Annotated in this window: 22 protein-coding genes; 13 read left to right on the top strand and 9 right to left on the bottom strand. The window is 68.9% G+C overall.

Features of this window, described 5'->3' with window-relative positions; all coding sequences use genetic code 11:
• Positions 1-54 precede the first annotated feature (54 nt).
• Positions 55-1,653, bottom strand: a complete 1,599-nt coding sequence (locus tag RBJ77_RS50385) for a GMC oxidoreductase (protein ID WP_372351083.1) — start codon at positions 1,651-1,653, stop codon at positions 55-57.
• A 382-nt stretch (positions 1,654-2,035) separates the two neighbouring features.
• On the opposite strand from RBJ77_RS50385, the gene RBJ77_RS50380 reads away from it, so the two are divergent.
• Positions 2,036-2,683: a TetR/AcrR family transcriptional regulator gene (locus RBJ77_RS50380; RefSeq protein WP_372351082.1), complete on the top strand. Its 648-nt coding sequence runs from the start codon at positions 2,036-2,038 to the stop codon at positions 2,681-2,683.
• A 158-nt stretch (positions 2,684-2,841) separates the two neighbouring features.
• Here RBJ77_RS50380 and RBJ77_RS50375 read toward each other — a convergent pair whose 3' ends face one another.
• Positions 2,842-3,756, bottom strand: a complete 915-nt coding sequence (locus RBJ77_RS50375) for an alpha/beta hydrolase (protein WP_372351081.1) — start codon at positions 3,754-3,756, stop codon at positions 2,842-2,844.
• Between the two features lie 109 nt (positions 3,757-3,865).
• On the opposite strand from RBJ77_RS50375, the gene RBJ77_RS50370 reads away from it, so the two are divergent.
• Positions 3,866-4,282: a MarR family winged helix-turn-helix transcriptional regulator gene (locus tag RBJ77_RS50370; protein ID WP_372351080.1), complete on the top strand. Its 417-nt coding sequence runs from the start codon at positions 3,866-3,868 to the stop codon at positions 4,280-4,282.
• Positions 4,283-4,635: 353 nt separating this feature from the next.
• On the opposite strand, the gene RBJ77_RS50365 is transcribed toward RBJ77_RS50370, so the two are convergent.
• Entirely contained in the window at positions 4,636-5,277 is a 642-nt protein-coding gene (locus RBJ77_RS50365) for a TetR/AcrR family transcriptional regulator (RefSeq protein ID WP_372351079.1), read from the bottom strand.
• Positions 5,278-5,594: 317 nt separating this feature from the next.
• On the opposite strand from RBJ77_RS50365, the gene RBJ77_RS50360 reads away from it, so the two are divergent.
• From RBJ77_RS50360 to RBJ77_RS50350, 3 genes are all read left to right on the top strand, one after another.
• Positions 5,595-6,320, top strand: coding sequence for an alpha/beta fold hydrolase (locus tag RBJ77_RS50360; RefSeq protein WP_372351555.1), 726 nt, complete (start codon positions 5,595-5,597; stop codon positions 6,318-6,320).
• A 276-nt stretch (positions 6,321-6,596) separates the two neighbouring features.
• A complete protein-coding gene (locus RBJ77_RS50355) occupies positions 6,597-7,970 on the top strand; it encodes an FAD-binding oxidoreductase (RefSeq protein WP_372351078.1) in 1,374 nt (457 codons plus the stop codon).
• Positions 7,971-8,096: 126 nt separating this feature from the next.
• Positions 8,097-8,756 carry a chorismate mutase gene (locus RBJ77_RS50350; protein WP_372351077.1) on the top strand — a complete coding sequence of 220 codons (660 nt, stop codon included), beginning with the start codon at positions 8,097-8,099 and terminating at the stop codon, positions 8,754-8,756.
• A 285-nt stretch (positions 8,757-9,041) separates the two neighbouring features.
• On the opposite strand, the gene RBJ77_RS50345 is transcribed toward RBJ77_RS50350, so the two are convergent.
• A complete protein-coding gene (locus RBJ77_RS50345) occupies positions 9,042-9,644 on the bottom strand; it encodes a TetR/AcrR family transcriptional regulator (protein WP_372351076.1) in 603 nt (200 codons plus the stop codon).
• A gap of 191 nt (positions 9,645-9,835) precedes the next feature.
• On the opposite strand from RBJ77_RS50345, the gene RBJ77_RS50340 reads away from it, so the two are divergent.
• On the top strand, positions 9,836-10,396 hold the full coding sequence (locus RBJ77_RS50340; protein WP_372351075.1) for a DUF308 domain-containing protein: 561 nt from the start codon (positions 9,836-9,838) through the stop codon (positions 10,394-10,396).
• Positions 10,397-11,155: 759 nt separating this feature from the next.
• Here RBJ77_RS50340 and RBJ77_RS50335 read toward each other — a convergent pair.
• Positions 11,156-11,722, bottom strand: coding sequence for a TetR/AcrR family transcriptional regulator (locus RBJ77_RS50335; RefSeq protein ID WP_372351074.1), 567 nt, complete (start codon positions 11,720-11,722; stop codon positions 11,156-11,158).
• Positions 11,723-11,859: 137 nt separating this feature from the next.
• Between RBJ77_RS50335 and RBJ77_RS50330 the strand changes: the two genes are divergently transcribed.
• The 7 genes from RBJ77_RS50330 to RBJ77_RS50300 all read left to right on the top strand — a co-directional run bounded on the left by RBJ77_RS50330 (position 11,860) and on the right by RBJ77_RS50300 (position 18,932).
• A complete protein-coding gene (locus RBJ77_RS50330) occupies positions 11,860-12,585 on the top strand; it encodes an SDR family NAD(P)-dependent oxidoreductase (protein ID WP_372351073.1) in 726 nt (241 codons plus the stop codon).
• A 71-nt stretch (positions 12,586-12,656) separates the two neighbouring features.
• On the top strand, positions 12,657-13,727 hold the full coding sequence (locus RBJ77_RS50325; RefSeq protein WP_372351072.1) for an aldo/keto reductase: 1,071 nt from the start codon (positions 12,657-12,659) through the stop codon (positions 13,725-13,727).
• 68 nt (positions 13,728-13,795) lie between these two features.
• The gene (locus RBJ77_RS50320; protein WP_372351071.1) at positions 13,796-14,542 is read left to right on the top strand and encodes an SDR family oxidoreductase; all 747 of its coding nucleotides are present in this window, start codon (positions 13,796-13,798) and stop codon (positions 14,540-14,542) included.
• A 449-nt stretch (positions 14,543-14,991) separates the two neighbouring features.
• A complete protein-coding gene (locus RBJ77_RS50315) occupies positions 14,992-15,396 on the top strand; it encodes a hypothetical protein (RefSeq protein ID WP_372351554.1) in 405 nt (134 codons plus the stop codon).
• 14 nt (positions 15,397-15,410) lie between these two features.
• Positions 15,411-16,883 carry a threonine/serine exporter ThrE family protein gene (locus RBJ77_RS50310; protein ID WP_372351070.1) on the top strand — a complete coding sequence of 491 codons (1,473 nt, stop codon included), beginning with the start codon at positions 15,411-15,413 and terminating at the stop codon, positions 16,881-16,883.
• 213 nt (positions 16,884-17,096) lie between these two features.
• A complete protein-coding gene (locus RBJ77_RS50305) occupies positions 17,097-17,636 on the top strand; it encodes a helix-turn-helix domain-containing protein (RefSeq protein WP_372351069.1) in 540 nt (179 codons plus the stop codon).
• Between the two features lie 291 nt (positions 17,637-17,927).
• On the top strand, positions 17,928-18,932 hold the full coding sequence (locus tag RBJ77_RS50300) for an L-threonylcarbamoyladenylate synthase (protein ID WP_372351553.1): 1,005 nt from the start codon (positions 17,928-17,930) through the stop codon (positions 18,930-18,932).
• A gap of 27 nt (positions 18,933-18,959) precedes the next feature.
• Here the strand turns inward: RBJ77_RS50300 and RBJ77_RS50295 are convergent, their stop codons facing one another.
• From RBJ77_RS50295 to RBJ77_RS50280, 4 genes are read right to left on the bottom strand one after another with little or no spacing between them, the layout of a single operon-like run.
• Entirely contained in the window at positions 18,960-19,127 is a 168-nt protein-coding gene (locus RBJ77_RS50295) for a hypothetical protein (protein WP_372351068.1), read from the bottom strand.
• A gap of 50 nt (positions 19,128-19,177) precedes the next feature.
• The gene (locus RBJ77_RS50290; RefSeq protein ID WP_372351067.1) at positions 19,178-19,765 is read right to left on the bottom strand and encodes a hypothetical protein; all 588 of its coding nucleotides are present in this window, start codon (positions 19,763-19,765) and stop codon (positions 19,178-19,180) included.
• Positions 19,755-20,762, bottom strand: coding sequence for a DUF6286 domain-containing Asp23/Gls24 family envelope stress response protein (locus RBJ77_RS50285; protein ID WP_372351066.1), 1,008 nt, complete (start codon positions 20,760-20,762; stop codon positions 19,755-19,757). Before RBJ77_RS50285 ends, RBJ77_RS50290 begins: the two co-directional genes overlap by 11 nt.
• Positions 20,759-20,959, bottom strand: coding sequence for a hypothetical protein (locus tag RBJ77_RS50280; protein ID WP_372351585.1), 201 nt, complete (start codon positions 20,957-20,959; stop codon positions 20,759-20,761). Before RBJ77_RS50280 ends, RBJ77_RS50285 begins: the two co-directional genes overlap by 4 nt.
• Positions 20,960-21,000: the final 41 nt, after the last annotated feature.

Below are 21,000 nucleotides of genomic sequence, written 5' to 3'. Positions count from 1 at the left end.
TCCTGTCGTTCGTCTCGCATGGCTGGAGGTGGTGACGGCGTCTCGGAGGAGTGGTCAGATGACGGTGCCGACGTCCTGCGCGGTGATGCTGTCGAGTGCTCGCTCGGCAACGGCGGCGATGGTCATGGACGGGTTGCAGGCGCCGGTGGTGCCGGGGATCAGTGCGCCGTCCAGGACGTAGAGACCCTTCTGGCCCCGTACGCGACCGTCGAGGTCGCACACCGTTCCCATCGGGGCTCCGCCCAAGGGGTGCCAGGTGCTGTTCACCAGGGAGTTGGTGTCGATGAGGGCGCCGAGGCCGCGGGAGACCTCGGTCACGCGGCGGTGGATCGTGCGGTAGCTGCCGCTGTCGCCGTTGCGGGGCCAGTGCAGGGACACGGAGTCGGTGGCCGAGTCGTAGCGCAGGTGGCCTCGGTCGGGGCTGACTCCGAAGCCGACGAGCATGGTTGTCCTGGTGTCGATGCCCAGAGGTGGCAGGGACGCCTGGATGATCGTGTTGGCGGTGAGCGGATCGTCCCAGGCCTTGCTGCCGTAGACGACGGGGCCGCCTTGTTCCTTGCCGAAGTCCTCCTGGAGATTGGTCCAGGCGTAGATGCGGTCACCGTTGGTGCCCCAGCCCTCGCCGACTCCGTCGGGCAGGTCGGGAATGGCGCCGGTGGCGTCCGCGCGGACGAGCAGTTTGCTGGTGTTGACGCTGCCGGCCGCCATGATCAGGGCCCGGCTGGTGAGGATCTTGTGTTCCAGCACGTTGCCGGAGTCGTCGGTGCGATCGACGGACACCTCCCAGCGGCCGTCGGCGGCCCGTGCCACGGAGGTGACGTTGTGGTGGGTCAGTACGGTGACCTTGCCGGTGGCTTCGGCCTGTTGGAGGTAGGTGACGTCGACGGAGTGCTTTCCGCCGTTGTTGACGCCGAGGGCGCAGTCGCCGTTGGTGTAGGAGGGATTCATCTCGCCCCGGAGTTCGGCCTGCGCGTAGGACCAGTCGATCGGCATCGGGATCTTCTCGACGGAGAAGCCGGCCCGGCGGGTCCTCGTGGCGAAGGTGCGTGCCGCGTAGTAGGTGGGTGTACCGATCAACTCGTCCGGTGCGGTGGCCACTTGGAGCATGCGGGCGACTCGCGGGTAGTGGATGCGGTCCATGCGCCGGTAGTCGAGTGCTTCGGGCAGCCAGGTGGTGAATACCGCTTCGGAGGGCTGGAGGGTCATGCCCTGGTACACGAGCGAGCCGCCGCCGACGCCGGCCGCGCAGACGCTGAGGATGTTCTCGCCGAGCACGGGCTCGAGAAGCCCTGCGTACGGCGCGAAGTTCAGTGGTGTGCCGAGGAGTTCGGCGAGCGGGCGGGCGGCTTCGGGCAGCGTGCCGTACCACAGGGCTCGCTTGTCGAGACCGGACACGCGAGGGAAGGTCTCGGAGTTCGGGCCCGTGGGCCAGCGGCGGCCGCGTTCCAGCACGGTGACCGGTACGCCGACCTGGGCGAGGCGCAGCGCGGAGACACCGCCGCCGAAGCCGGATCCGATGACGACGACCCGGTGTTCTTCCCTGGTCAGGCGGGTTCGTGCCGGAGCCGCTGATGCGGTCGCGGTGGGCAGGGCGGCACCGGCGGCGAGTCCGGCGGCGCCGCTCAGTACGGCGCGTCGGCGGGGAGTGGGCATGCGTGGCTCCAACGAGTGGGGGAGAGCGGGGAGTTCGGGCCGTGTCCACGGGAGGGCAGGTCCTGCCACCGTGGCGCCACAGCGTCAAGCATGTCCATGCCAAATGTGAGTGAGCGCAAGCGGTTACTCGCCGGTCACCTACCGAAGAGTAGGAGCGGGTGTCACTGAGTGACAAGATGTCTGCGCGTGCTATTTCGTCCGCTTGGCGCCAACGGGGCACGCGTGCCCTCACGTTGAGAGGTGCGATCGATGCCGGCCGCGCCGTGGGCGCGGCCCATCCGCACCGCTTTCCTCCCGCGTTCGCGGATCCGGTGCGGCCCCGGCCCGTCGGGCACCCCCGGATATGCTGCGGTGCACTGGATTCAGAGGGTGGTGGGGTGGGGTGCGAGAGGCGCCGTCAGGGGTGCAGGAACAAGAGGATTCGACGGGTGACCGGCCGTCCTTCGTCGAGCGTCGAAAGGCGGTTCTCCGCTTCGAGATCGCCCGTGAAGCAGTCCGCTTGTTCGCCGCGCAGGGCGTTGTCGCCACCACCGGGGAGCAGATCGCCCAGGCCGTGGGTGTGTCCGCCCGTACGCTGTGGCGCTACTTTCCCACCAAGGAGAGCTGCGTCCTTCCTCTGCTGGCGGTGGGGCTGGACTTCGTGGTGGACCGGTTGCGCCACTGGCCGCCGGACCAGAGCCTGCTGGACTTCTTCACCGAGACCTGTCAGATCAGTGATCTTCCGTCAGAGACGGGTGTCATACTCGACCTCATCCGCATGACCTCCAAGGACCCGGCGCTGCGGACCGTCTGGCTCCAGGCGCACGACGACGCCCTGCCGGTCCTGGCCCGGGCGCTCGCCCAGCGCTCCGGAAGCGACGCCGAATCCTTGCGCGTCGCTGTGCACGCCGCGACCCTCAACGGCGCGCTGCGTGCGGCGGCGGAGGACTTCGCCCTACGGTACGAGGGCCGGACCGCGGCCTCCGGCGCGGAGATCGGCGAGTGCCTCGAAGCGGCGTTGCGGGCGGCGATGGAAGGGTTGCCGTACTGAACGCTGCTCCAGCAGCGGCCTGGCAGGCGCTGGCGCCTTGCCCGGCCCCGCGCCGCCGACCCGGTCCTGCGGGTGCGGGACAGCGTTGCGTCCATCCGGACTCGCTTCAGTGCGGCCCAGGTCGTTCCTGACGGCTCGGGTGCGTCGGGCTGAGGGAATCACAGGTTGTTCGAGTAGAAGCTGGCGAGCCGGTCGACAGCAGCGTCTACATACTCGGGCTCGTCATACATCTCGTAGTGGCCGGCGCCATCGATGACCATCAGGTCGACCGGGTTGGGAGCCAGCTTCCACAACTCCATGCCGGACTCGTAGGAGCCGGTGTTGCCTTTGCGCCCGGCGAGGATGACCTGCAGGGGCTGAGTCATGAGCTGGTCCACCAAGTGGTACGCGTCGTAGCCCAGAAGCAGCGAGTCACCGCGGGAGAGGCGGCGGTTCGTGGAGTGCTCGTTCCGGCCCCGCTCGGTGCGGTAGAAGGTGATCGCCTGGGTCGTGTCGATGTCGGTCAGCCCGGCCGCTGCGGCTTCCTCCAATGTGTCGGGCAGCCAGTTCACGCGGGAAAGTTCGCCAGAGCGGCCTTCTGCGATGCGCGCGTCGGCCATGGCGTCGAGTGCGGCGGCTGCGCCGTCCGGCTGGAAGCCGCGGAACGACGTGCCCATGTTGCTGGGGACGACCGTGCCGACCGCCCTGATGCGGTGGTCCGTGCGGGCGGTGTGCACCGCGTACCCGCCGCCGGCGCAGATCCCGAGGACGCCGATGCGCCGCGAGTCGATGACGGAGCTCGTGGTGAGGGCGTCGATCGCGTAGGAGATGTCCTCACCACGGCGGTAGGGGTCTTCGAGGTCGCGGGGCTCGCCGCCGCTCTGTCCTTGGTGGGCGGGGTCGAATACGAGCGCCGCGATGCCGTGGGCGGCGAGGCGGGAAGCGTAGTTGGCGCCGATCTGCTCCTTCACGCTGCTGCCAGGGGTGGAGAGCACTACGGCGCGCAGGGGCGCCGCTTCATCGGCACTGTCGGGCAGGTAGAGATCGCCCGCGAGTTCGATCGGGCCGCGCGGGATCGTGATGCGCTGAAGCATGAGAACCCTTCGTGAGATGTTTGTTCCGTAGCCGGTTAGTACGAGATGGCATGTCGTACAGTTATGAACTAATTCAGAACCGTACCACCTGGATGAACGGAGTGCGCGCGTGACGGTCGACGGGGCGCAGCTGTGGACGCTGAACCAGAAGCTGCTGAGTGTCGTGATGGATGCCTGCAGCGGGGAGCTGGCCGAACTCGGCCTGGAAACGAAGGAGTTCTTCGTGCTGGCCGAGGTGGCCGCGTCGCCGTACCCCGCAGAGATCGCGACGGCGCTGATGCTCCCCAAGGCGAGCGTCACGGTGTACGTCCGTAACCTCGTCGCCAAGGGATTCATTCGGCGTGAGATCGACGACGCGGACCTGCGGCGCCATCGGCTCGTGCTGACCGCCGAGGGCAAGGATGCCCGGGGTCGTGCGCTCGCGGCGCTCGCGGCGGAGTACGACCGCAGGCTGGCCAGGATCACTGCGCAGGATCGCACCGAACTTCAGCGCATCCTCCAGGAGATGCTCAAGTCGCCGGAGTGAGGCTCGGGTGCTGGGTGGAGGCGGCTGCGGCTCCAACGGAGGGTGGAACGTTCGGTCCGCTGAGCGGCATGGCGTGAGGCGAGGCTGCTTCATCCCGGGTGGGTACCAGGGTGCCGTCCACGATCGGCACCGCGTCCTTGGCGAATTCTCCCTTGAGGGGTCCGGATCGCGTGGCGAGTATGGACCGGCTTGATCTAGCCGGCAGCTGGCAGGCGGTATCGGCAGTTACCTGCGGACTGTCGGCGCCTCCGCCGATGCTCGTCCGCGATTACGAAAGACGCCCTCGAGGGCGCCCTCCGTGCTGCCTTGCGGCTGTCGGTGTTGCGCGGGGGCATGTCTGTGCATGGGAGGGCTCAGCGTGCCCCGTCCGCGGCGTTGCTGATGGTGGCAGGCGCGTCGTCAGGCGCGATTGCTGTGCCGATGCGTGCGAGGAGTCCCGTGACGCCTCGAAGGAAGGTTTTTGACACCAGTTCGGGGTTGAAGAGGCAGCCTGCGGCCATGGCGCCGTCTCTGAGCATGACGAAGTGTCGGGCCGGCCGGGTGGGCGGCTCGTCGGTCGTCTGCTCCAGCAGCTCCGTCATGGTGTTCAGGAACCATTGGCGGTGAGCCAGGACGAATTGGTGGACCGGGTGGGCGGGGTCGGGGTATTCGGCTGCCGCGTTGAGGAAGGCGCAACCGCGGAAGCCGGGGGACAGGATGCCGTGGGTGATGGATTCGGCGACGGCCTGGACTTTGCCGGCGGCTGTCTCGCTGCTCGCCAGGGCGGCGGCGACCTGTTCTCGGATTCCCCGGTCGGCTTCGTCGAGGTAGGCGAGGACGAGGTCTTCCTTGCCTGTGAAGTGTCGATACAGGGTCGCTCGGGTCACCTTCGCTTCCGCGGTGATCCGGTCGATGCCGACGGAGTGGATCCCTTCCGCGTAGAAGATTCTGGCTGCCGTGTTGAGCAGCCGTGTTCGCGCTTCGGAGGTGCTGCCACCTTCTGGGCTGGGACTCATCGGGCCACACTAGCAAACATGGGGGTAGAACGTTCGGTCTTGACGTGGGGATCGTTGGATGCGTCTAATGGCAATACCGAACGTTCTACCCCGTGTTGGTCAAGGTGTCGCGGCCGGGAGGGTGCGGCAGCGACCGCTGCCGCACACGTGTCCGCGGCGAGCGGGCCGCCGCGCGAAGCGACAGAGCTCAGCTCCAACGCCTCGAAACCACAGCCGAATCGAAAGGTCACCCCATGCGAATCCACGTCCCCCGTCGCGTCGCACTTGCTGCCGGAGCTCTCGCTCTGCTCGGTGCCGCCGCTGTTCCAGGCGTGGCGATGGCGACCGGTGAAGCCTCTTCCTCCGCGCCCAGTTCCCCGAAGCCGACCGTCGTCCTCGTCCACGGAGCGTGGGCGGACTCCTCCAGCTGGTCGCTGGTGATGGAGCGACTGCGCAAGGACGGCTATCCCGTGCGCGCCATCGCCAATCCACTGCAAGGGCTCACCAGCGACACGGCCTACGTCTCCAGCTACCTGTCCGAGATCGACGGCCCGGTGGTGCTGGTCGGCCATTCCTACGGCGGCGCCGTGATCACCAACTCCGCCGCTTCGGACCCCGATGTGAAGGCTCTGGTCTACATCGCCGGCTTCATCCCGGCAAAGGGCGAGACGGTGGGCGACCTCGCTGCCAAGTCCTCGCCGTCCATACCGCTGATCCCGACGGCTGTCCCGGACGGTACGGACGTGTCCATCGATCCCGACCACTTCCGTGACGCCTTCGCCGGCGATGTCGACAAGACAACCGCCGCGGACCTGGCGGCGGTTCAGCGGCCCGCCAACACCAAGGCGGTATCCGACGCCAGCGTCCAGGAGGCGTTCCGCTCCATTCCTTCCTGGAGCCTGATCACCGGTCAGGATCACGCCATCGCTCCTAACGTCCAGCGCTTCATGTCGAAGCGGGCCGGGGCGCGCATCGAGGAGGTCAACGCCTCCCACGCAGTGATGATCAGCCGTCCCGGAGCGGTCACGCAGGTCATCGAGGACGCTGCCCGCAGCACCCGGTGAAAGCATTACGTCGAACCCCAGAGGGGGAACCCGCCAGTGGGACGCTGAGAGCTCAGAGGCCCTGCCTGCGGCAGCAGCTTCCGGCGGCGTACGTGGTGGCGACTGCTGCAGTCCGCCTGGGCGCACACAGGGCCTCAATGATCCCGGTCTCGGTGTGCCTGGGCCGGACTGCCTCCGACACCGGCCCACGGCTGCAGTCGCGGGCCGGTCTCGGAGCGGCTGGTGACGGACCGTCAGCAAGAAGTCAATTGTCAAGATCTGCCCGAGAGAGGTGCCATGTCGGCGACGACACACCAACAACTCACCCGCCTCACCGACACCTTGCGACGGACTGTCCATGCGGAACGGGTGGTAACCGCCGGGCCGGACTACGACTCCGGCCGAAGCATCTGGAACGGCGCCGTGTCCGCCCGTCCCGGCGCCATCATCCGATGCGTCGACTCGGCTGAGGTCCGGGCCGCTGTGCTGGCCGCGCAGGAGTACGGGGTGCCTCTGTCCGTGCGCGGCGGCGGCCACGACTGGGCGGGAAGGTCGCTGAGCGACGGCGGTCTGACCGTTGACCTCACCGGGATGCGCCGAGTGACGGTGGATCCCGTGGCCGGAGTCGCCGACGTGTCAGGAGGAGCCACGGCCGCCGATCTCGTCGCCGCTGCCCACCCCTTCGGCCTGACGGCGGCGACCGGCTCCGCCGGCTCGGTGGGCATGGCGGGGCTGACACTCGGCGGCGGCTACGGACCGCTCAGCGGTCGCTTCGGCCTCGCTCTGGACAGTCTGTTGTCCGCGGACGTGGTGCTCGCGGACGGCTCGGTCGTCACTGCCGACGCGGAACGGGAGCCGGACCTGTTCTGGGCCCTTCGCGGGGGCGGCGGGAACTTCGGCCTCGTGACGTCGATGCGGGTGCGTCTGCACCGTGTGCCCACACTCCTGTCCGGCATGGTGATGTATCCGTGGGATCAGGTCGAAACAGTGCTGGCCGGGCTGTCGGACATCCTGCACGAGGGGCCTGACGCGCTGACTGTGCAGTCCGGGGTCCTGCCCGGCCCCGACGGCAAGCCCGTGGTGTTCCTCTCGCCCACCTGGAGCGGCGACGACACCGAGGAGGGAGTACGCGCGCTGGCGCGGCTCGACACCCTCGGCACGGCTCTCGTCTCTCAGATCGCCCCCACCACGATGCCCGAGATGCTTGCGGCCATCGACGCACAATTCCCTTTCGGCCGGCACGTCGAGATCCGCTCGCGTTCGGTACTGTCACTCGCCCCGGGAGTGCGTGACGTGCTGAGCCTTGCAGGCTCCACCCTGACCTCGCCCCACTCGGCCGTATCCGTACACAGCCTGCACGGAGCCGCAGCCCGCGTCCCCGTGACGGACACGGCGTTCGGAAACCGCGACCCCCACCTGATGATCGAGTTCATCGCCCTCTGGGAACCCGGTGACACCCGGGCGGCAGAGCATCGCGCCTGGGCCGGCAACGTGACCGCTGCTCTCGAGCCCGAGGCCCTGCCGGGTGGCTACCCCAACCTGCTCGGCACGGACGAGGCCGCACAGATCGCACATGCTTACGGCCCGAACACCGAGCGGCTACTCGAGCTGAAGCGCCGTTTCGATCCGGACAACGTCTTCCGCGCGATCCCATTGCCGCTCGAGCGCTGACCCCATGGTGCGGTGCTCCCACGCGCCGTGGCCAAGGACTCCTGGGGCTGCCGCGAACACCCCACTGATTCTGGATTCACGCTCAGTGAAAACGCCCTACTTGAAGACCGAATTCGAGGTAGAGAATTGAACCTGCGAAACAATGTGACCCGTGGTGCAACCGCCACTGCGTTGCTGGTAGCTGCAACGGCGCTGGCCGTGCCTCAGGCCATGGCCACGGCCACGGATGCGCGTATGGGCACCGAGCTCTCGAGCGCTACGGACGGGACCGTCAAGCCGCTCGGCAGGCTCGGCGCTCTGACGAATCTTGTCATCGAACGCCTTCGCGTGAGTGACAAGGTGGCAGAGTCCAAGTTCGGTACCGACTCGCCCATCGATGACCCTGCCCGCGAGGAGCAGGTGCTGACGCAGGTCCGGGACAAGGCCTCCGATCTCGGGGTGGACCCGGAAGCGGCAGTGGCGTTCTTCCAGGATCAGATCGCCGCGAGCAAGGTGGTACAGAAGGGGCTGTTCGCTCGCTGGACAGCGCACCCGGAAGAGGCGCCCACGACGCGCCCCGACCTCGGGCAGATTCGCGAACAGCTCGACCGGCTGACCACGGATCTGCTGCAAGAGCTGAAGAGCACGGAGGAACTGCGCGACAAGCCTGTCGCGTGCACGGTGCAGCTTGCGCTGGCCGCTGCGTCAGGGGCGGTGCGGGAAGAGTTGGACACCCTTCACCGCCAGGCGCTCAGGACGGCGCCGGACTCTGTGTGCCGCCCGAGTGAGGCGTCCGGTCGTAACTGACGGACGGGAGCGCGGTCTTTGACGTGACTGCCGCTCACATCGCTTCCTGGGGCGAGGTGCGGCACGTCGGTCATGCCTCGCTGTCCCGAGCCCGGGCCGGTTGTGCTCGATCAAGCACAGGCCCACGGCGCCTTGTCGGGCGACGTGGGCCTGTGACGTCTGGTTCGGCGCACCCGTAGGAAATGAACGTGAACTCGGAACTGGCCGAGTCGCGGGATGTTCCTGGTCCGTGCCGGTGCCGCAACGTCTAGGTCCAGCGGAGACCGGCCCGCCTGACGTCATTCCTCACTCGGATGTCAGCAGCCCTCGGCTGACCTGGTCGAGGAGCCCTTCGACTCCCAACAGGAAGGTCTCGCACACCAGATCCGGGTCGAAGAGGCAACCGGCAGCCATCGCGCCGTCGCGCATCATCACGAAGTGACGGGCGGCGGGTTCAGCGGAAGGCTCCCGGATCTTGGCCAGGAGGCCGGTGACCGTGTCGAGGAACCATTGACGGTGGGCGAGGACGGCCAGGTGTACCGGGTGATCGGCGTCGGGGAACTCGGCGACGGCGTTGAGGAACGCACACCCGCGAAAGCCGGGTGACCGGATGCCCTGGGTGATGGCCTCGCTGATCTTCCGGATGGTGTCGGCGGCCGGAAGGCCGGCGTCGACGGCGGTGTCGACCTGGCCGCGCATGGCACGGTCGACCTCGTTCAGGTAGGCGACGACGAGGGATTCCTTGCTGGGGAAGTGGCGATAGAAGGTGGCCCTCGTTACGCGCGCTTCCGCGACGATGCGGTCCACGCCGACGGAGTGGATCCCCTCCGCGTAGAACACCTGGCTGGCCGTCGTGAGGAGCCGGGACCGGGCTTCGGACGGCCGGCCTTCAGTTTCGCTGCGCACCATGCCGCCCAGTCTAGCGGGTAGAACGTTCGGTCTTGACAAGCGGTGGCCTGCTTGCCAGCCTAGGAGGCAGAACGTTCATTCTTGTGGTTGTGGCATCCGAGCGCCGGCCTTGTCCGGCGGCATCGGGTTGTCGCCTGGCCGCCGGAATCTTTGAACTGCTCCCCTCTCCGGGTCCACTGAAAGGGATCATCGTGAGCGCCACTGCTGCTCCGTCTGTTGCCACGGGGACGGCCTCTGCTCTGCGGCGGCTGTACTTCGTCCGGTTCGCGTTTGCCATTGTCTGGGCCCTCGTGATGTTCACGATGACCAAGGAGATCAGCCCGGTCGCGGCCGTGCTGCTGGTGCTGTATCCGCTGTTCGACGTCGGGGCGGCGGTTGTCGATGCCAGGTCGTCGCGCGACGACGGATCGCCGACCCTGCTGTACGTGAACATGGCGGTCAGCCTCATCGCGGCGGTCGGTGTGGGTGTCGCCTGCGCGTCCGGCGTTCCGGCGGTGCTGCGTGTGTGGGGTGCCTGGGCGATCGTGTCCGGGCTGGTCCAGCTGATCGTGGCTGTGCCCCGCCGCAGGCTGGGCGGTCAGTGGCCGATGATCGTCAGCGGTGCCATTTCGATTCTGGCCGGGGCGTCGTTCGTTTCGTCGGCCGGGGCGGACGATCCCGCGCTGACCAGTGCGGTCGGCTATGCGGTCCCCGGCGGCATCTTCTTCCTCATCTCGGCTCTGCGGCTGGGCCGCACGGCCAAGGAGAGCTGACGCGTCTGCTCACACGTATGAAGTCGTTGTGATGGGTGCGGGTCCGGTCGGGGAGAACGTCGCCGGAGCTGGTCGGAGGTGAATGCTCCTACGGGGCCCGCATGCCCACTCAGGACACTCCTGCGGTGCACGGCCGTGATCCGCGCGGCCCGACAGGTGCCGGGAGCGCGCGTGCTGGTGCTCGGTCGGTGTGACATGTCTGCCTCGCAAGTGCGTCGGACCTCCGTCGGTCGACCTGCCCACGGAGGAGAACGCCCCGCCCTCCAGCGGGCACCGGTGGTTCGGGCGGACCCGTGCAGCTTCCCCATCGGCCTTCCAACGGCATCCCCTGAAGCGACGCACGCAACTGGCACTGTGTGGGCTGCTGTTCGGATGCGACTCAGTGTCCGACACTCATTCGCTCCCCGGCCGACGAGAAGCCCCTCTGGCTGGTTGGCCGGCTGGCCGGCCGAGTTCGACGAGGCGCAGGGGGGCCGGGCCGCCTAACGCCCACGGGAACTGCTCCCGGTGATCTGGATGCCGGGCGACAACGTCGCCGGATGGCCTGGACAAGGTGAGGTCGACTTCTGCGAGGTGATCGGCGCAGAACCGTGAACGGTGTACGCCACGGCTCATGGGCTGACATCCTGCGATGGAAAAGGTACTGGCGGTTCCGCCGCCCTTTCGTTGACCCAGGTCCGCCCCGCCACGACGTCCCCGCCGGCCGCCCGACCAGCACCGGCCCGCGGACATCTCCTTGACGACATCCCGCACCCGAGGTCAGCGGCGCGGTCTCAGCCCGTCGACGACGATGGTGAGCATGCGGTCGAGTTGGGCGCGCTGCTCGGGTGCGCCGGCTACGGAGAGCACGCTGGCGAGGATGCTGCCGACGTCGACCGGATCGATGTCGCTGCGCAGTTCTCCTGCCTCGGCGCCGGCCTCGAGCACCATGCCCAGGACTTGCTGGACCTCATCGCAGACCGGTCCCGTTCCGAAGCGTCCGGATGCGCTCATGGCGACCAGGGCTTCACAGATGCCGCGTCGTTCGCCCGCCCACTCGGCGAAGCGGTGCATCCATGCGTGGAGAGCCTCTGCGGGTTGTTCGGTTTCCAGGAGGGCTCGTGCGTCATCGCGCAGCGGGCGGATCTGGTCGCGGTAGACCTCTTCGACCAGGTCCTCTCGGGTGGGGAAGTGCCGGTAGAGGGTGCCGCTCCCCACGCCTGCGCGTTTGGCGATCGCATCCAGAGAGATCGCCTTTCCGGAGGCGAAGGCTTCGACTGCCGTAGCGATCAGGTGCTCGCGGTTGCGTTGGGCGTCGGCGCGCAGGGTGCTTCGTGGAGGCGTCATGACCTTCCGATCAGGAGTGGCGGGCGAGGGGCGGGCAGCGAATCGGGGATGTCTCCGGTTAGTGTACGGTGATGAAAACGGGGACCTCCCCGTTTGCTGATGATGGTCGACTCCGCCTATTCGACGAAAGGCCCGCCATGCCCGCAGCGCTCATCACCGGCGGCACGACCGGAATCGGCAGGGCGACCGCCGAACTGCTGCATGCCCGTGGGTATCAGGTCGCCGTCACCGGACAGAACCCCGATTCCCTGGCGCGGGCCAGGCTCGAGCTTCCTGACGACGTACTCGTCGTCCGGTCCGACGCACGTGTTCTGGACGACACCGACGCTCTCGTGGCGACGGTGGCCGAACGTTTCGGGTCTCTCGACCTGCTGTTCCTCAACGCGGGGATCTTCCACCCCGCACCGGTCGCCGACGTGACGGAGGAGTCGTTCGACAAGCAGGTCGAGGTCAACTTCAAGGGCCAGTACTTCACCCTCCAGAAGGTCCTTCCGCTCATGAACGACGGCGGATCGATCGTGCTGACCGTGGGCATCGGAGCCCGTCGCGGCAGCCCTGGCGCCACGCTGGGGGCAGCGACGCGCGGCGCCCTGCTGGCGATGCTGCCCTCGCTCGCGCTCGAACTGGCTCCGCGCAGGATCCGCGTCAACGCCGTGAGTCCCGGAGCGACCGAGACCCCGCTGTTCGACAAGCTGGAAGTTCCCCAGAGCGGCCGGGACGCCCTCCGCACGAAGATCCCGTTCGAGCGCTTCGGATCCGGCGCGGACATCGCGGAAGTCGTCGCCTTCCTTGCCTCGGACGCTGCCGGATACGTCACCGGTCAGGACATCGCCGTGGCCGGCGGCTACGGGCTCGGCGCCTGAACTGCGGGCACGTGGCGGCCGCCGGCCCGCACCTCTCGAACACCACGCACCACAACCAACAGGAGAACGCGATGCCACTGACTCTCGACACCTACCGACTGCTGGGCCGTTCCGGCCTGCGAGTCTCACCGCTGGCGCTGGGCACGGCAACCTTCGGCACCGAGTGGGGCTGGGGCGCCGAACGGGAGGACGCGCGCAAGCTGTTCGAGCGCTACACCGAGCTCGGCGGCAACTTCTTCGACACCGCCAGCACCTACACCAACGGCAGTTCCGAGCGCCTTCTTGGCGAGTTCGCCCGTGGCGATCGCGAGCGCCTGGTGCTCGCGACGAAGTACTCGACGCTGCGTCAGACCGGTGACCCCAATTCCGGTGGCACGCAGCGCAAGAGCATGCTCGCGTCGGTGGAAGGCAGCCTGCGGCAGCTCGACACGGACTACATCGATCTCCTCTATCTGAACGTCTGGGACTTCAGGACTCCGGTGGAGGAGATCCTGCGCGGCCTGGACGACCTGGTGAGGCAGGGCAAGGTTCTGTACGTGGCGATCTCCAGCGCCCCGGCCTGGCAGGTTTCACGCATGCAGGCGATCGCCGACCTGCGCGGCTGGTCGCCACTGGTCGCGCTGGAGACCGAGTACAGCCTGATCGAACGTACAGCAGAGCGCGATCTCATCCCCATGGCACGCGAGATGGGCCTGGGCGTGGTCCCCTTCTCGCCGCTGGGTGGCGGGCTGCTCACCGGCAAGTACAGCCGGGACGATCTGAATCCGGCGGATGCCGTCGCCGGCGAAACCGCCGGCAGCCGCAAGAGCCTCAACGCCGCCCTGGGCATGGTCACCGAACGCACCCTCGCCCTAGCCGATGTGGTGAAGGAGGTGGCCACGGAGCTGGGCCGCACACCCGCTCAGGTCGCACTGGCCTGGACCTTGCACGCCCCGGGTGTGACGGCACCCATCATCGGCGCCCGCACCATCGAGCAGCTCGAGGACAACCTGGGCGCCTTGCGGGTCGACCTCACTCCTTCCCAGCTGGCCCGCCTCGACGAGGTCAGTGCCATCGACCTCGGCAACCCGCACGGCCTGCTCGCCAGCGACCACATCCGCACGGTCACTTCGGGCGACATGAAGATCGAAACCCGGCGCTGATGCACAGCACGAACACCGACATCCATGCGTACCGCCCAGTTTCGGCCATGGAACGGAGCAACCTCGGCATGAGTAAGTACAGCGACAAGAATGTCGTGATCACGGGCGGCAGCAGCGGCATGGGACTCGCGGTGGCGGAGCTGCTGGTGCAAGACGGAGCCCGCGTGGTGATCACCGGCCGGTCCCAGGCCAAGCTCGACGCGGCGCGCGAGCGGCTCGGTGAGAACGCCGTGCCCGTCCGGGCCGATGTGGCCTCACTGTCCGACCTGGACATGCTCGCCGACCTGGTGAAGAGCGAACTCGGCTCGATCGAGGCTCTCTTCGTCAACGCCGGCATCTCACCCCTCACGCCCTTCGAGTCGACGACCGAGGAGGCGTACGACGAACTGTTCGCGATCAACGTCAAGGGTGCCTTCTTCTCGGTGCAGAAGCTCGCTCCGCTGCTGAGCGCGCACGCCGGCGTCGTCCTCACCACCTCGATCGCCAACGTCATCGGCATGCTGGACACGAGCGTCTACGCAGCCGGCAAGGCGGCGCTGCGCTCGATGGCTCGCTCCTTCTCCCGCGAACTGCTTCCGCGAGGTATCCGTGTCAACGCGATCTCCCCGGGCCCCATCGACTCGGGAATCCTGGAAACGATGAACCTGTCCAAGGAGGCCGTCGAGCAGTTCAGGGCGGAGCGGACCGCGAGCAACCCCATGAAGCGTTACGGCACCGTCGAGGAGTTCGCCAAGGCAGCCGCATTCCTCGCCTTCGACGCCACGTACACCAGCGGCATCGAGCTTGCTGTGGACGGCGGTGAAACCCAGCTCTGAACCAGGCCTGTCGTCCCCCCCCATGGCGCAAGGGCCGGCAGCAGCCGGCGGAGCGATGCCGTCGGAGAAGTGCGCGATCGCCTCGGATCCCTGAACGGCCTGTTCTTGAACGCAGAATCAACAAGGCGAGAGTGTTCGAGAACAGCCGCGCGCTCCAATTCCACGCATGTGCCGGCCAGTTGGAAGGAGTGGATGGCCAGGCACAACGCGGCCATTGTGATGGCGCTGCTCGTCGCGCTCGGCGCGAAGTACGTCGGGAGGCGATCAGCGGTCGTGCCGGGTGAGCATGCCACCACTGGTGGGGATGACGCGAGTGTTTCGCGGAGCCGGTCCGTCACTCGTACGGGCGACCTCATCTGGCGCACGCGCCGCATGCCGTCGAAGGTCGAGGCAGCCGGTGGCCCTCGTGCGATACGGCGTCGGAGCACTACGACCGGAGGGTGACCGTCATGTCCCAGCAGCCCGCGCCGTCGGCCAACAGTGGCTGGGTGACCGGTGGTGTCGTCTTCGCCGGAGTTCTGCTCCTCGTCAACGGAGTTCTCGCCGTCCTGCAAGGCATCTCGGCCATTGCCGAGGACGACGTGTACGAGCGGGTCGGCGATTACATCTACAAGATCAACCTGACGGGATGGGGCTGGCTCCTGCTGATCCTCGGCATCGTTGCGGCCCTGGTCGGCGGCGGCATTCTCAAAGGGGCCGCGTGGGGACGTGCGGCGGGCATCCTGTTCGCCTCGATCAGCATCGTCCTGCAGTTCCTGTTCCTGCCCTACGCGCCGGTCTGGGCGGTCGTGGCCATCGCCCTCGACGTCTTCGTGATCTGGGCGCTGGCCGTGTACCGGCCGTCCGCGGCGTAGGAGACGGTGTCTCGGTGGCGCGCCCCCCCGCGAACTGGCGCGTGTCCCATCTGCGCCGTTCCCTCGGGTCGCGGTACGCGGCCGGAGGAACGGACGCCGAGAGCCGGGAGCGGGCCCCGGCCGCCGACGCGCTGCACCGGATCGCCGGCCGTGTCGGACACACGGCCTCCCGGCTGGGCTCCCTTTGGCGCGAGGCACCCGTCCGTGCGCACGACGACTCTTCGCTGAGCACCGAGGACGTCAGCAGATTCCTGCGTGACTGCGGCGCGGTGCTGTGCAGGGCGGGGGAGACCACCCAGCGGGTGGAGGAAGTGATCGTGAAGCTCGGGGCGCGCTACGGCATGCCCCGGGTGCACGCCTTCGTGCTGCCGACCGGTGTGTTCGTGCGGATCGGGGACGGGCCGGGCGCGACCATGGACTTCACACCTGTGCGCACGGACGAGCTGCGCCTCGACCAGGTCGGTGAACTCTACGAGTTCCTCGACGAATTGCTGCACGAGCGCCTGGTTCCGCCGGACGAGGGCAGGCGCCGCCTCGCCGAGATCGAGGCGCGGCCGCCGCGTTTCCCGGCGGTGCTGCGGATCGCCGGATACGTCGTGCTCACCGTCGGCCTGGGCATGCTCACCTACCCCAACCCCATGGCACTCGTCGGCTACGCGGCCCTCGGCCTGGCCGTGGGGTTGCTCCGCCAGGTCGTCGCCGGCCCCCTGCGGCTGTTCTCGCTGGCGCTGCCGGTCGTGGCCGCCATCGTCGTGACCGTTCTCGCCTACCGCTTCAGCGGCCCGCTGCTCGGCGAGAGCGCGAGCAAGGTGATCATTCCGCCGCTGCTTGCGTTCCTGCCGGGTGCGGCACTGACCATGGGAACGATGGAACTGGCCACGGGCTCGATCGTCTCGGGCACCAGCCGGCTCGTCTACGGGGTCAACGTCCTGGTGCTGCTGGCGTTCGGCATCTCCATCGGCGCGCAGCTGATGACGGAGCACCCGGTTCCCGCCGGAACCCACCTGCCGTCCTTCGGGGCGTGGTCGGCCTGGGCCGGAGCCGTGCTGCTGGGCGTGGGATTCGCGCTCAACTCGTCGGCGCCCCTGGTCACTCTGCCCTGGCTGTTGACGGTGCTGCTGGTGGTGGAGACGGTTCAGCAGATCGGGCGTTCGCTGGGTGGGACCCTGGTGGGAGCCTTTCTCGGCGGTATCGCGCTGCCGCTGATCGCCCGTGTCGTCGAGCAGTGGCGGTCCGCGCCGCCCGCGCAGGTCACGTTCCTGCCGGCGTTCTGGATGCTCGTGCCGGGTTCCCTGAGTCTCACGGGGGTCGGCGAACTGATCGAAGGACACGCGTCCGACGGCCTGCTCACCACCGTCAACGCGCTGCTGACCGTGGTCGCCGTGGCTCTGGGTGTGATGGTCGGTGCGAGCGTCCTCCACCGGGGCGGGGGCGTGGAAGCGGCGGACGAGGATGAGAGCGAGGGCGAGGCGACGCAGCAGCCCTGACCGTCGGCGCGCGAGATGAGGGGCCCCGCATCGTCGGGCGAGGTCCTCCGCCGCCGCAGACGCAGTGCCGGGCACCGTCCCGGCCCGCCCCGCGACCGGCGCAGCGCGGATCCTCGCCTACGGCATCCGAGTGCACCTCGTTCGAGGCGCGTCACACGCCCCGAGGCGGATTGTCGTACGGTCATGACGATCGATCTTCGTGCAGCGCAGCCCATGCCGTCGCATCCCCGCCGCCGGGACAAGAGATGCCCCCTGCCGCCGCCGGCCGAGCGGCTCCGAGTGCGGCGAGCCTGGCAACTCACCGAGGTGCAGGTGGCCCAGGCGTTCGGTGTCACCGCGGCGACCGTCCGCTCGTGGGAGACGGGCCGTACCTCACCGGCCGGTGCCCGCCGGGCCGCCTACGCCGCTTTCCTCGCCGGGCTGTCCCAGGGGCTCGCGTCCGACGCGACCACCGGGCACGCCGTCTCGCACGGCGATGGCCCCTCCCCACGCAGGTGCCGCACCACACCCGCCACGAAACCGCCGTCCGTTGCGGAGCAACGGCCCGTACCCCGGCACCGTGACCGGGTGATGACGGTCGCTACGACCCTGCTGCCGCGCGCATGCGGACCAGTGACGGGCCTGGATGTGGGCCCCCGGCCGGACCCGGTCTCGCCGGCCCGGCTGCGCAGGTTCCGCCTGATGGCGGCCGGGGTCGGCGTCTGGATCGCGGTGGGGTATCTGCTGGCGACCGTGCCTGTCGTCCACCTGTGAGCGCTGCGGCTGTGGGACCGGCGGCGGTTCCACAGCCCGAGTGCGCCGTACTCGGGCTGTCCACCACCTCAGCAGGTCGAAGGTCGCTCGGGGCGTCAGCGGCTGGTCGTCGATCACGGCCCCGGATGAGGTCTGACGGAGGCGGAATACGAGACCCGGCCCATCCCCGAGCGGGGCGACCATGAGGTGACATGCACGCGGAAGGATCCCGGCCGGTCGGGGCTCTCCAGGCCGGACGGAGTCCGGGTGGCCGCGGCCGATCCACCAGGTGGTCGGCCGGGGCCAGGCGACATGCGCGGAGGTGAGAGGATCTGCCGCGTGACAGTGCATACCCATGACGTGGAAAAGGCAGCCGACGTGCTGCGTTCCGGAGGGCTGGTGGCCCTCCCGACCGAGACCGTGTACGGGCTGGGTGCCGATGCCGAGAACCCGGCGGCCGTGGCACGCATCTTCCAGGTCAAGGGGCGTCCGTCCTCACACCCGCTGATCGTGCACATCGGCGGCGCCGAGCAGCTGGACCAGTGGGTGGAAGAGGTCCCCGCGACGGCACGACTGCTGGCCGAGCGTTTCTGGCCGGGGCCGCTCACGCTGGTACTGCGCCGTGGCCACCGGGTTCCTCTCGAGGCGACCGGAGGTCTCGACACGGTGGCGGTGCGCGTGCCCGACCACCCTGTCGCCCTCGCCCTGCTGTCCGCGTTCGGCGGCGGTGTCACGGCCCCGTCCGCCAACCGCTTCGGCCAGATCAGCCCCACCGCGGCCGACCATGTCCACGCGGAACTGGGTGACGCCGTCGATTTCGTGCTGGACGGCGGTCCGTGCACAGTCGGTGTGGAGTCGACGATCGTCGACGTGAGCGGCGACGCGCCGACCATTCTGCGGCCTGGCGGAGTGACCCGAGAGGACCTCGAAGCAGCCCTGGGCCGCCGCCTGGAGGTCCCCGAGACGAGTTCGACCAGGGTGCCGGGCCAGCACCCCTCTCACTACGCGCCGCGCGCCAGGGTGGTCCTGGTCGAGCCGGCGAAGGTCGTAGTCGAGGCGGAGTCCGTACGGGAGCTGGGACACAAGGTGGGCGTCCTGCTGCCCGCCTCGTTGGCCGGAACACCGGTCGAGGCGCACGCGGTGGTGGCGGTCCCCGATTCGCCGACGGCTTACGCGCGCGCGTTGTTCGGGTTTCTGCGCGACCTCGATCAGGAGGGATGCGACGTCATCGTCGCGTCCTTGCCGGACGAGGAAGGGCTCGGTCTCGCGATCGCCAACCGACTGCGCCGTGCCGCCGGGCCTCGCGGCTCCCTGTGACAGAAGGAGACCCTCCTCGGGCACCGCTCAGCTCTGCGGTGAACTGTGCGCCGGGAGAGCCCCGCTGGACAGCCCCAGCAGGATGAGGAAGACCACGGCGCCCGTCAGTGAGCCGTAGAGCCTGCTGTAGGTGCTGAACACCGCTGCGTGGACGGCGAATCCGGCGGATGCGCACAGCCACACCAGGGCGGCCACGGCGCCTCCCGGCGGAAGACCGCCAATAGCTGGACGCGGACCACAGGCGTTCAGCGGACATGGGGTCGGCGGTGGGGGCGGGCCGTGAAGCGGACGTGCAGTTGAAAGCCGTACGGAGCCATCGCTTCCGCCGTGTCGGAGGCGATCTCGACGAGTGAGGGAAGTACGGCGCAGGGCGTGGAGTCGGGGCGCAGACGTACGCGCAGCACCGCCTCCAGGTGCCCCGTCCTCGGCTTGCCCCGCACGCGGGTCCGGCACTGGGCGACACCGTCGAGATCCGTGACGAGACCGGCCAGGGCGTCCTCCATGGCACGGGTGCGCAGAAGACCTTGGGACGGAGGCAGGGGCATGCGCCGCAGCCGTTGGTCACGGAGCTGCCGTGCGCCCCAGACGGCGAGCAGGAGGGCGGAGACGGCCGCGCTCGCCATGACAGTGGGCGTCCACCATCCCTGACCGCGCATCGAGGCGAGAGGTGCGGAACTGACGAGAGGGGTGTGGGGGAGGAGGGCGGACCACCGCTCGGGAACGGCGGTCCGCCAGGCCGTGCGCCCCAGGGCGAGCCAGGCACCCGCTGCGGTGGCCCCCAGGCCGCACAGGCCCAGCGTGATGCGATTCAGGACCGTCCGGCTACGGGGCATCAGGGGCACGGTCCTTCTGTTCTTGGGGTACGCCTGCCGTTCCAGATGCCTGCTGCTGATCGCCGTCGCCGACCCGGCCCTCGGCGCAGGCCCAGGTGCTGTCGGGGCGGACCCTGACGCGCAGCGTCGGCGGGCGCCGCAGGCCGCAGCCGTCGAGGGCTCGGCGTGCCGTCGCCGCCACGTCACGCCTCGCGGTCTCCCGCTCTCCGAAGGCCAGTTGGGCGCGCACCAGCAGGCGCCGCCGCCCTGCCCGGACCCTCGCGGTACTGATTCCCGGGACGTCCTCCACGGCATCACGGACCACCAGGGCGACCGCCTTGCGGTCCACGACCGCTCGCACCTGGGCGGTGGAGGTGACCACGGTGAGCAGGCCACGTCGTCCGGGACTGACCGCGAGGAAGACCATCAGGATTCCGAGGGCGGCGAGCGTGCCGGCGCCGATGCCGACGACGGCGTCGTCAGGACCGTGCCGGCCCAGCCGGCTGACCACCTCGGTGCGCCAGGAAGCGGGCGACCGGTGTGCCAGGTGCACCAGGGCCATGTCGTATGCCAGGGCGCCACAGGCCGTGGCGGCTGTCAGGGTGAGGAGTGCCATCGGCAGCCTGCGTGGGGACCACCAGCGCATCGGCGTACGCGGGCATGTTCCCCGGTGCGCGGGAACGGCGTCGTGCGCAGCCGTCGGCGTCGTCATGGTGTGCGAGGCCTGCACGGGAAGGAGTCCGTTGACCTGAACCCGTGTCGGGCCCACGTGAAGTCCCGTCAGTTCGTGCGTGCGATGGGTGACATGGGCCTGAATCCGCCGGACCGTCTGAGGCAGCGGTGCCGGGAAGGGCAGGGCCACCTTGACGGCGACGTCCGCCCTTCGGCCGCGGACGGTCGCGGAACTTTCCGCGCTCCCGGCGAGGATCGGCTCGGCCTCGCCGGCCGCACGACGGGCGATCTTGCGCACGGCCCTGTCCGAGACGATCGTCGTGCCGCGCTCTCCGGCCGCGGTCATCGTCGCCCCCGCTCGAAGCTGTCGCGCAGGTCCTGCACCCGGCCTCCCGAATCGAGCCAGTGTCCGGCCGCGGAGCCGACACCGCCGAGGGCGGCCACGAGCAGGAACGCCCCGAAGCCACCGAAGAATCCCGCGAAGGCCAACGCCATGCCGGCGAGCATTCCGATGAACGCCCTGCTCACTGCCACCTTGTTCATCCCCTCTTGACCAGGGCCACGACCGCCCTGGTCTCTGACTG

The sequence above is a fragment of the Streptomyces sp. KL116D genome, assembly GCF_030766975.1.
In the GTDB taxonomy this organism is placed as follows: domain Bacteria; phylum Actinomycetota; class Actinomycetes; order Streptomycetales; family Streptomycetaceae; genus Streptomyces; species Streptomyces longispororuber_A.
The sequence above is the reverse complement of the archived record's forward strand: the minus strand, read 5'-3'. Positions and strand labels throughout refer to the sequence as shown.

Excerpts from the sequence above, each read along its gene's own strand:
- RBJ77_RS50375 (WP_372351081.1), bottom strand. The coding sequence starts at position 3,756 with ATGCTTCAGCGCATCACGATCCCGCGCGGCCCGATCGAACTCGCGGGC.
- RBJ77_RS50335 (WP_372351074.1), bottom strand. The coding sequence starts at position 11,722 with ATGACGCCTCCACGAAGCACCCTGCGCGCCGACGCCCAACGCAACCGC.
- RBJ77_RS50300 (WP_372351553.1), top strand. The coding sequence starts at position 17,928 with ATGCGCGGAGGTGAGAGGATCTGCCGCGTGACAGTGCATACCCATGAC.
- RBJ77_RS50365 (WP_372351079.1), bottom strand. The coding sequence starts at position 5,277 with ATGAGTCCCAGCCCAGAAGGTGGCAGCACCTCCGAAGCGCGAACACGG.
- RBJ77_RS50315 (WP_372351554.1), top strand. The coding sequence starts at position 14,992 with ATGTCCCAGCAGCCCGCGCCGTCGGCCAACAGTGGCTGGGTGACCGGT.
- RBJ77_RS50355 (WP_372351078.1), top strand. The coding sequence starts at position 6,597 with ATGTCGGCGACGACACACCAACAACTCACCCGCCTCACCGACACCTTG.
- RBJ77_RS50305 (WP_372351069.1), top strand. The coding sequence starts at position 17,097 with ATGCCGTCGCATCCCCGCCGCCGGGACAAGAGATGCCCCCTGCCGCCG.
- RBJ77_RS50385 (WP_372351083.1), bottom strand. The coding sequence starts at position 1,653 with ATGCCCACTCCCCGCCGACGCGCCGTACTGAGCGGCGCCGCCGGACTC.
- RBJ77_RS50290 (WP_372351067.1), bottom strand. The coding sequence starts at position 19,765 with ATGCCCCGTAGCCGGACGGTCCTGAATCGCATCACGCTGGGCCTGTGC.
- RBJ77_RS50280 (WP_372351585.1), bottom strand. The coding sequence starts at position 20,959 with ATGAACAAGGTGGCAGTGAGCAGGGCGTTCATCGGAATGCTCGCCGGC.
- RBJ77_RS50345 (WP_372351076.1), bottom strand. The coding sequence starts at position 9,644 with ATGGTGCGCAGCGAAACTGAAGGCCGGCCGTCCGAAGCCCGGTCCCGG.
- RBJ77_RS50320 (WP_372351071.1), top strand. The coding sequence starts at position 13,796 with ATGAGTAAGTACAGCGACAAGAATGTCGTGATCACGGGCGGCAGCAGC.
- RBJ77_RS50360 (WP_372351555.1), top strand. The coding sequence starts at position 5,595 with ATGGCGACCGGTGAAGCCTCTTCCTCCGCGCCCAGTTCCCCGAAGCCG.
- RBJ77_RS50325 (WP_372351072.1), top strand. The coding sequence starts at position 12,657 with ATGCCACTGACTCTCGACACCTACCGACTGCTGGGCCGTTCCGGCCTG.
- RBJ77_RS50285 (WP_372351066.1), bottom strand. The coding sequence starts at position 20,762 with ATGACCGCGGCCGGAGAGCGCGGCACGACGATCGTCTCGGACAGGGCC.
- RBJ77_RS50330 (WP_372351073.1), top strand. The coding sequence starts at position 11,860 with ATGCCCGCAGCGCTCATCACCGGCGGCACGACCGGAATCGGCAGGGCG.